Source organism: Rhodococcus sp. (in: high G+C Gram-positive bacteria) (genome assembly GCF_049299235.1).
Classification (GTDB): Bacteria; Actinomycetota; Actinomycetes; order Mycobacteriales; family Mycobacteriaceae; genus Rhodococcus.
On record NZ_JBAQXC010000106.1, the window covers coordinates 1 to 7117 of the forward strand.

At 67.6% G+C, this 7117-nt stretch carries 7 protein-coding genes; 4 read left to right on the top strand and 3 right to left on the bottom strand.

The features are described 5' to 3' along the window. Positions 1–27: 27 nt before the first annotated feature. Entirely contained in the window at positions 28–513 is a 486-nt protein-coding gene (locus WAX14_RS06300) for a DUF456 domain-containing protein (RefSeq protein ID WP_422627234.1), read from the bottom strand. After that, positions 510–1715, bottom strand: a complete 1206-nt coding sequence (gene purT / locus WAX14_RS06305) for a formate-dependent phosphoribosylglycinamide formyltransferase (RefSeq protein ID WP_422627235.1) — start codon at positions 1713–1715, stop codon at positions 510–512. Before purT ends, WAX14_RS06300 begins: the two co-directional genes overlap by 4 nt. A 44-nt stretch (positions 1716–1759) precedes the next feature. On the opposite strand from purT, the gene WAX14_RS06310 reads away from it, so the two are divergent. Beyond that, positions 1760–4489 (top strand): vitamin B12-dependent ribonucleotide reductase, encoded by a 2730-nt coding sequence (locus tag WAX14_RS06310; protein ID WP_422627236.1) that lies wholly within the window; start codon positions 1760–1762, stop codon positions 4487–4489. Positions 4490–4513: 24 nt separating this feature from the next. Beyond that, positions 4514–4945: a hypothetical protein gene (locus WAX14_RS06315; protein ID WP_422627237.1), complete on the top strand. Its 432-nt coding sequence runs from the start codon at positions 4514–4516 to the stop codon at positions 4943–4945. Positions 4946–4964: 19 nt separating this feature from the next. On the opposite strand, the gene WAX14_RS06320 is transcribed toward WAX14_RS06315, so the two are convergent. Continuing rightward, positions 4965–5345: a VOC family protein gene (locus WAX14_RS06320; RefSeq protein WP_422627238.1), complete on the bottom strand. Its 381-nt coding sequence runs from the start codon at positions 5343–5345 to the stop codon at positions 4965–4967. Positions 5346–5434: 89 nt separating this feature from the next. Here WAX14_RS06320 and WAX14_RS06325 point away from each other — a divergent pair, with 89 nt between their 5' ends. Both WAX14_RS06325 and WAX14_RS06330 read left to right on the top strand, forming a co-directional pair. Beyond that, positions 5435–5815, top strand: coding sequence for a nuclear transport factor 2 family protein (locus WAX14_RS06325; protein ID WP_422627239.1), 381 nt, complete (start codon positions 5435–5437; stop codon positions 5813–5815). A gap of 74 nt (positions 5816–5889) precedes the next feature. After that, positions 5890–6987, top strand: a complete 1098-nt coding sequence (locus tag WAX14_RS06330; RefSeq protein ID WP_422627240.1) for a CaiB/BaiF CoA transferase family protein — start codon at positions 5890–5892, stop codon at positions 6985–6987. Positions 6988–7117: the final 130 nt, after the last annotated feature.

Sequence of the window (7117 nt, forward strand, 5' to 3'; positions counted from 1 at the left end):
TCGACCGGGTGTACCGCTCGCTCGCTTTCAGAGGACGAACAGCACCGCCCACAGCCACGCGCCGGCCGCTGCGAGACCGCCGAGCAACTCCACGAGCATCGACAGGCCGACCGCCTTGGTCGCCTCGACGGTCGAATCCCACGCGCCGCGGTGGGTGCGGTGCCGTTGCGCCTCGGACAGGTACGTGCCGAGCAGAAAACCCAGCACGAGACCGACCACCGGCACCACGAAGAATCCGACGATGCCGACCAGGCCCCCGACCACGAGCGAACGGGTCGGAACACCCGCCTGCCGGATCCGTCTGCCCGGCCACGTGTACTTCACGACCCCGGTGACGACCAGCGCGACCGTCGCGATCGTGAACACGACCCACGCGGCGGTGCCGCCGGTGACGATCGCCCACACCAGGATCGCCCCGAAGATCAGCACGGTGCCCGGCAGGATCGGCACGACGATCCCGCACAAACCGACGAGGATCGCCAGTCCGACGAGGATCTCCGCGCCGACGCTCACGGCGCTACCGGCCGTACCAGTGCAGCGGCGTCGCGGGCCCTGGCACGGGCGGTGTCGATGTCGGGGCCGGTGGCCACGGCCACACCCATCCGACGGTGCGTGTAGGACTCCGGCTTACCGAACAGCCGCAGGTCGGTCTCCGGCACCCGCAGCGCGTCGGCGACCCCTTCGAACGCGATGCCGGTCGCGTCGACACCGCCGTAGATCACCGCGGACGCACCCGGCGCAAGCAGTGCCGTGTCGACCGGCAGGCCCAGGATCGCGCGCGCATGCAGTTCGAACTCCGACAGACGCTGGCTGCGCAAGGTCACCAAGCCGGTGTCGTGTGGACGAGGACTGACCTCGGAGAAGTACACCTGGTCGCCCTTGACGAACAGTTCGACGCCGAACACGCCGCGACCACCGAGTGCGGTGGTCACAGCCGCCGACACCTCCCTGGCCCGGGCGAGCGCCGCCGCGCTCATCGCCTGCGGCTGCCACGATTCGATGTAGTCGCCGCGGCTCTGCAGATGCCCGATCGGCTCGCAGAAGAACGTGTCGACCTCCCCGGAGTCGCCGACGGCACGGACCGTGAGCTGGGTGATCTCGTAGTCGAAGTCCACGAATCCCTCGACGATGACGCGGCCGTGGTTGATGCGGCCACCGGCCAGCGCGTAGTCCCATGCGGCGGGCATCTCGTCGGCGGAGCGCACCGTCGACTGACCCTTCCCCGACGACGACATCACGGGCTTGACGACGCACGGATATCCGACCGTCTCGGCCGCGGCGAGTACCTCCGACAGCGACCCCGCGAATCGGTAGGGCGAGGTGGGCACGCCGAGTTCTTCGGCGGCCAGGCGCCGGATGCCTTCCCGGTTCATGGTCAGCCGGGTGGCACGGGCGGTGGGGATGACCTCGGCGAGACCGCGTTCCTCGACGACGGCGAGCGCGTCGGTCGCGGTGGCCTCGATCTCCGGGACAACCAGGTCGGGTCGTTCCGCCTCGATGAGGTCGAGCAGTGCCTGCGGGTCGCCCATGTCGATGGTGTGCGAGCGGTGCGCGACCTGATGTCCGGGCGCGTTGGCATACCGGTCGACGGCGATCACTTCCACACCGAGCCGTTGCAGTGCGATGGTGACTTCCTTTCCCAATTCGCCTGCGCCGAGCATGAGGACACGAGTGGCATTCGGCGACAGCGGAGTGCCGAGGTGCGGTGAGATCATGGTGGGACTATATGTGTCATCGGCGGTCGTTCCCGGAGGATGGGATGAGCAGCAGCCAGACGGACAGCACCACAGCCGGGCGAGACGGCGCAACGACGGAAATCGAGCGTGCCGCCCCCGACAATCACCGTGCCGATGTGCGGCATTTCACCACCGCCGGCGGTGATCCCGCGGGCGAGGTGGAGTGGCAGCGCCGCGACGCCCGCATCGTGCACCACGGCACGGGTGCGGTGGTGTTCGAGCAGACCGACGTCGAGTTCCCGGCCGGATGGTCGCAGAACGCGACGGACATCGTCACCCAGAAGTACTTCCGCGGCGAACTCGGCTCCCCCGCCCGCGAGCATTCACTACGGGACGTCGTGGCCCGCATCGTCGACACCGTCACCGCGTGGGGCACCGCCGACGGGTATCTCGACGACCCGGAGGCGTTCGCGGCGGAACTGACCTATCTGCTCGTGCACCAGAAGGCATCGTTCAACAGCCCGGTGTGGTTCAACATCGGGGTCGACGGCGTGCCGCAACAGGCCAGCGCGTGTTTCATCCTGTCGGTCGAGGACCGAATCGACTCGATCCTCGAGTGGTACCGGCAGGAAGCGGTGATCTTCAAGGGCGGTTCCGGCGCTGGGGTCAACTTGTCCCGGATCCGTTCGTCCGCCGAGCCACTGGGTGGGGGTGGCACCGCCTCCGGCCCGGTCAGCTTCATGCGTGGGGCGGATGCGTCCGCCGGGACCATCAAGTCCGGCGGCAAGACCCGCCGGGCCGCCAAGATGGTGATCCTCGACGTGGGCCATCCCGACATCGAGGAGTTCGTGGCGTGCAAGGCCGTCGAAGAGCGCAAGGCCCGGGTGCTCGACGCCGCCGGGTTCGACATGGGGCTCGACGGGCGCGACATCCATTCGGTGCAATACCAGAACGCCAACAATTCGGTGCGGGTCACCGACGAGTTCATGCAGGCCGTCGTCGACGATGCGCAGTGGCCGCTGCGTGCGGTCACCACGGGATCGACGGTGCGCACTGTTCCCGCGCGAGAGTTGTTCGGCCGCATCGCTACTGCGGCATGGGAGTGCGCCGATCCGGGAATCCAGTTCGACACCACCATCAACCGCTGGCACACGGCCGCCGCGACAGGCCGGATCAATGCGTCGAACCCGTGCTCGGAGTACATGCATCTCGACGATTCCGCGTGCAATCTGGCGAGCCTGAACCTGCTGACGTTCCTGCTCGACGACGGCACGTTCGACGTGGCCGGCTTCCGGCACGCGGTGGCGGTCCTGATCACCGCGCAGGAGATCCTCGTGGGCCGCGCCGATTATCCGACCGAGCTGATCGGTGAGACCTCGAGGAAGTTCCGGCAACTCGGGCTCGGATACGCGAATCTCGGTGCGCTGCTGATGGCGTCGGGCCTACCTTACGACAGCGACACCGGCCGCGCGTTTGCCGCCGCGGTGACCGCACTGATGACCGGCCGCGCCTACGCGGTCTCCGCGCGCCTGGCCGATCGGCTGGGTCCGTTCGACGGATTCGCCGACAACCGGGAACCCACGCTCGCGGTGCTCGCGCGACATCGCGGCGCACTCGACGACATCGACTCCGACCTCGCTCCGGCGGCGGTGCTCGCCGCGGCACGGGAAAGCTGGGACGACGCGGTCGCAGGCGCATCCGAGCACGGGGTCCGCAACAGCCAGGTGACGGTACTCGCGCCGACCGGCACCATCGGACTCGCCATGGACTGTGACACAACAGGTATCGAGCCGGACCTGGCATTGGTGAAGTCGAAGAAACTGGTCGGGGGCGGCACCCTGTCCATCGTCAACCGCACGGTGCCGCGCGCCCTGGCGCGACTCGGATACACCCCGGCGCAGGTCGCGGACGTGGTGGTTCATCTGGACGGTTCCGGCACCCTGGCCGGCGCACCGCATGTGCGCGACGAACACCGCGAAGTGTTCGCAACCTCGATGGGCGACAACGTGATCGAACCGCGCGGACATGTGCTGATGATGGCGGCGGTGCAGCCGTTCCTGTCGGGGGCGATCTCCAAGACCGTGAATCTCCCCGAGACCGCGACCGCCCACGACATCGAGGAGTTGTTTCTCGACAGTTGGCGGCTCGGGCTCAAGGCGGTCGCGGTCTACCGGGACAACTGCAAGCTCGGACAGCCGTTGTCGGGTGCGTCGGCGTCGGCGCCGGAGCGCGTGGTGCCCGAGCCTCGGCGCGAACATCTTCCGCGGACCCGCAATTCACGCACGTTCGAGTTCCGCGTCGCGGACTGCAAGGGCTTCTTCACGATCGGCGAGTACGACGACGGCAGACCGGGCGAGATGTTCCTGCGAGTCTCGAAGCAGGGGTCGACGCTGGCCGGGATCATGGATGCGTTCTCGATGTCGGTCAGTTACGGCCTGCAGTACGGGGTTCCGCTGCGTACGTTCGTGCGGGCGTTCACCAGCACCCGCTTCGAACCCGCGGGAATCACCGATGATCCCGATCTGCGGCTCGCCACCTCCATCCTCGACTACATCTTCCGGCGGCTCGCCATCGACTATCTGGAACCGGACGACCGTACGGAATTGGGGATCCGCACCGGACCGGAGCGTTCGGCCCAGTTGTCGGCCGGTACCGCAAGTACCGCGACCGTCACCGACACCCGGCAGGGACATGCCCGGGCCTCCGCCCCGGCGTCGGACGCGCCGTACTGCATGCAGTGTGGCGTGCGGATGCAGCGGTCGGGTTCCTGCCACGCGTGCCCGTCGTGCGGAAACACCAGTGGCTGCAGCTGAACCCGGACCTGCCATGCTGGCGCGATGAATCTGGGTATCGACACCGAATTGACGGTGCTTGCCGCCGGCCTGATCTTCCTGCTCGCTCTCGGGCTGGGCGCGTGGAAGTACCGGCAGATGGCCACGTCGGAGAACCATCTCGCGCACCCCTATGTCGACATCGCGCACCGTTCGGCCCTGATGTATTCGTTCGCGACGTTGCTCACCGCGGTGTTCGTGGAGCTGAGCGCGTGGCCGACGGCGGTGAACATGACCGCAGCCGGGGTGCTGGTCGCGTTCTTCCTGGTCGCGATCGGCAGTTACATCGTGCACGGCGCGCGGCGCGACACCACCAACCAGTTCGAGCATCCGGACCGGGGTCTGACCGTGGCGATGGTCGCGCTCGTCGTCGGCGAGATGGGTGGGTTCTCGGTTCTGCTCGTCGGTTTCGTGTGGGGCAGTTCCCTCGTCGGGTGACCGTGCCGTCGAGAACCGATCAGGCCGGCTGCTGAATCAAGGACAGGACGTTGCCGTGCGGGTCGCGGAACCACGCGACCCGCAGGCCGTCGGGGGCCGTCCACGCGTCGTGGTCGTCCTGGTCCATACCGTTGTACCGAACGAAGTCGACGCCCTTGCCCCGCAGTGCGTCGACGGTGCCGTCGAGGTCCGCGACCTGCCATCCGAGCACCGTGTAGCCGGTATCGGGGCGGGACTGGACCAACGTCACCCTGATAGGAGCACCACTGCCGCCGTCGAGTACGAGCGCGAAGTGGTCGCGGGCGACCTTCCCGAATCCGAGTGTGTCCACGTAGAACATTTCCGAGACATCGAGGTCCGTGCTCGGCACGAAGCTCACGAGTTGGCCGCTGATCGTCATGCGGTCCACTCTGCTCTCCGCCTTCGGTACCGGCAACCGATTGACCACATTTACCCACCGTGTCACGCCACTGACTAGCATCTGCGGATATGAGCACCTCCGAAATCGCCACCGTCCTTGCCTGGCACGACGCCGTGAACGACAACGACGTCGAGACCCTGCTGGAGTTGTCCAGCGACGACATCGTCCTTCCGACTGACGACGACGACGAGGATCAGGGCCTCGACGAACTCCGCGAGTGGGCGACGACGGCCGGGGTGACACTCACACCGGGCCGGATGTTCGTGCACGGCGGCATCGTCGTCGTCGAGGAGACCGCGACGTGGGCGGCCGAACCGGACAAGGCGGAAGCGGAGGCGCTGGCGTTCCGGGTGGTCGACGACCAGGTGGTGTCGGTGTACCGGCATCCGACGCTCGAGCATGCCCTCGAGGCGACCCGACTCGGGGAGGAAGACCTCTACGAGGGATGACACCCGAAACATCTAACGATCGCTAAAGGTAGCCTCGCGGGAAAGATCCCATCGTCCGGAGTGAGGTTCGCGAAGTGTCCACTGAAGCTGTTGTAAAGAAGGGCCCGCTCGCGGGTATCCGCGTCGTCGAATTCGCCGGTCTCGGGCCGGGGCCCCACGCTGCGACCCTGCTCGCCGATCTGGGCGCCGACGTCGTGTGCATCCAGCGTCCCGGACTGATCCCGCCCGCCGGACACCGCGACCAGATCCAGCGGGGCCGCACGATCGTCGAGGCCAACCTCAAGGATCCGGAACAGGTCGAGAAGGTGCTCGGGCTCATCGAGCGCGCCGACGTTCTCATCGAGGGGTTCCGCCCCGGTGTCACCGAGCGCATGGGACTGGGCCCCGACGCCGCGCTGGCCCGTAACCCGCGTCTGGTCTACGGCCGCATGACCGGCTGGGGTCAGGAAGGTCCGCTCGCCGATGTCGCCGGTCACGACATCAACTACATCTCCCTGACCGGTGTGCTGCACGCGATCGGACGCAAGGGCGAGCGCCCGGTGCCGCCGCTGAACATGGTCGGCGACTTCGGTGGTGGTTCGATGTTCCTGATCTTCGGGATCCTCGCCGCACTGGTGGAGCGGCAGACGTCCGGCAAGGGCCAGGTCGTCGATGCCGCGATGGTCGACGGGGCGCTCGCGCTCTCGCACATGATGTGGGCGTTCCGCGGTCGCGGAATATGGTCGGACGAACGCGGCACCAACATGCTCGATTCGGGTGCGCCCTACTACGACACCTACGAGACCTCCGACGGCAAGTACATGGCCGTCGGCGCGATCGAACCGCAGTTCTATGCGCTGCTCCTGCAGGGACTGGGACTCGACGCGACCGAACTGCCCGCGCAGAACGACTTCTCGGCGTGGCCGGAGCTACAGAAACTGTTCACCGAAAAGTTCCTGTCGAAGACCCGCGACGAATGGTCGCTGATCTTCCTCGGCACCGACGCCTGCGTGTCACCGGTCCTGACCTGGGCCGAGGCTTCCGGCAACGAGCACATCGCCGCGCGTGGTTCACTCGTCGAACTCGACGGGGTCACCCAGCATGCGCCGGCGCCGCGCTTCTCGCGCACGCCGTCGGGTGCGCCCACCGCGCCGGCCGGCGAGGCCACCGACATCGAGACCGTCTGGACCTGAGGTCCACCTATAGCCGATGGACCGGCCCTGCTTCCACCGCCGCGTCGAGGAACGCGAGCGGTGCGGCGGGGCCGGCGTCGTCGAGGACGCGCCGCGCTACCGCGAGCACTAGTGGTCCGCCGTCCGGGAC

Bases quoted from the DNA above. Each gene is read 5' to 3' on its own strand.
- purT (WP_422627235.1), bottom strand. From the start codon at position 1,715: ATGATCTCACCGCACCTCGGCACTCCGCTGTCGCCGAATGCCACTCGT.
- WAX14_RS06325 (WP_422627239.1), top strand. From the start codon at position 5,435: ATGAGCACCTCCGAAATCGCCACCGTCCTTGCCTGGCACGACGCCGTG.
- WAX14_RS06320 (WP_422627238.1), bottom strand. From the start codon at position 5,345: ATGACGATCAGCGGCCAACTCGTGAGCTTCGTGCCGAGCACGGACCTC.
- WAX14_RS06315 (WP_422627237.1), top strand. From the start codon at position 4,514: ATGAATCTGGGTATCGACACCGAATTGACGGTGCTTGCCGCCGGCCTG.
- WAX14_RS06310 (WP_422627236.1), top strand. From the start codon at position 1,760: ATGAGCAGCAGCCAGACGGACAGCACCACAGCCGGGCGAGACGGCGCA.